The following is a 1,748-nucleotide window of genomic DNA, read 5'->3' on the forward strand; positions in this document are numbered from 1 at the left end:
AAATATTCAACGCCAATACGAACACAAATAATGCAAAAGGTTCCAATTGAAACTTAAGAGGCGCAATAGAATCGGCTATGATACCGCGCTTTATTAGAACTGGCTCTAATTATTAGTAAACCACGACATATGATTGACTGCGTTAGTGCACAAAATTTCAGTGAAATCTTCAATCGGCAATTCGAAGAAACTGAAAATACAGTAGTTGTGATAGGGGCTTCTGAGCCTTATTACGTTCCCGCACAAATGACTGCGAGTTTCTCGGGCGGTGAAGGTATTGCAGTGAGTGCTAAATCTCGCATTTTTTCTCGAAGTGACTATCCTGCCAGCGTAATGCATGAGGTCGCGCATTGGTGTATCGCCGGCAAAGAACGGCGTACTCAATTAGATTATGGCTATTGGTATGAGCCCGATGGTCGCGATGAAGCGCAGCAATCTGTCTTTGAGCGGGTTGAGGTAAAACCTCAAGCCTTGGAGCGAATTTTATGTTGTGCAGCAGGATTTCGTTTTCGTCTTTCGGCAGACAATGCGAACGACCCTTTATGTCGGCCAAGCAGTGCTTTCGTAGCAGATGTGCAAGAACAAACGATAAAGTATCTCGTGGAGGGCTTACCTGATAGGGCGGCTAAATTCGCAGAAGCACTAAATGCCGTGTTTAAACCTCAGACCTGCTATTTAAATTTAAGCAGTTATGTAGAAAGCGATCTGTTATAGTGTTCGGCCATTGAACGGCACACACCCGTGATCAGTGTTATTGAATTATTTTATGTAGGCGTTTTAAAGCATGTTTGGTGGCCTTTTTAAGTCAAAAACCTCCCCTGAAAATAAACAAGAGTCGCAGCAGAAACCGCGCTCTAGTTCATCTAAAGCAAAGGCCTCGCAAAAGACAGGTAAGCCTAAGAGTAATCAACGCTCCTCTAATCAACGTGCTAAGACTAAAACGCCTGAGCCAGCGTGGAACCCTTCCCAATATAAAGTCGACCCTGCTGAGGGCAAGACGAGGTTCCATGATTTAAATCTTGAGAATGAATTGCTGCACGCAATTGCTGATTTGAAGTATCAGTATTGTAGTGAGATTCAAGCTGCATCTTTACCGTACACACTTCAAGGCCATGACTTTATTGGTAAAGCACAAACTGGTACCGGTAAGACAGCGGCGTTTTTAATCACCATTATTAACGATTTGATGCTGCGCCGTATTCCTTCTGAAGAACGATATGCGAGTGAACCACGTGCACTTATTCTTGCTCCAACGCGCGAGCTAGCCCTTCAAATTGAAAAAGATGCAAAGGCGCTGACGAAATATGCCGGTTTAAATATTTACTCTGTTTTAGGCGGCATTGATTACCAAAAGCAACGCGATTTTGTCAGAAACAACGTGATTGATATTTTGGTGGCGACGCCAGGTCGTCTTATTGATTTCCTTAACAGCGGTGATCTGTATCTCGATCAAGTCGACACATTAGTGATTGATGAAGCGGATCGAATGCTCGATATGGGCTTTATTCCAGATGTGAAGCGCATTCTTGGTCGTTGTCCGAAGGTTGATCGTCGACAAACCTTGTTGTTTAGTGCGACGTTTAATCAAGATGTCTTGAATTTATGTCAGCGTTGGACGCGCAATCCAATACATATAGAAATTGAAGCAGAGCAGCTAACGACTGAAAAGGTTGATCAGAAGATATTTATGGTTTCTTCTGATGAGAAGCTAGAAATTATTTGTCGATACATCGATCAAAATGATGTGC

2 protein-coding genes are annotated in these 1,748 nt (G+C 43.1%); both read left to right on the forward strand.

Annotated features, from left to right (window positions below; all coding sequences use genetic code 11):
• Positions 1–129 precede the first annotated feature (129 nt).
• Positions 130–714, forward strand: coding sequence for an elongation factor P hydroxylase (locus tag A3762_RS19105; RefSeq protein WP_068473209.1), 585 nt, complete (start codon positions 130–132; stop codon positions 712–714).
• 70 nt (positions 715–784) lie between these two features.
• A partial coding sequence (locus A3762_RS19110; protein WP_068757144.1) for a DEAD/DEAH box helicase occupies positions 785–1,748 on the forward strand: 964 nt, incomplete at its 3' end.

The sequence above is a fragment of the Oleiphilus sp. HI0125 genome (assembly GCF_001635355.1).

Bases quoted from the DNA above. Each gene is read 5' to 3' on its own strand.
- A3762_RS19105 (WP_068473209.1), top strand. From the start codon at position 130: ATGATTGACTGCGTTAGTGCACAAAATTTCAGTGAAATCTTCAATCGG.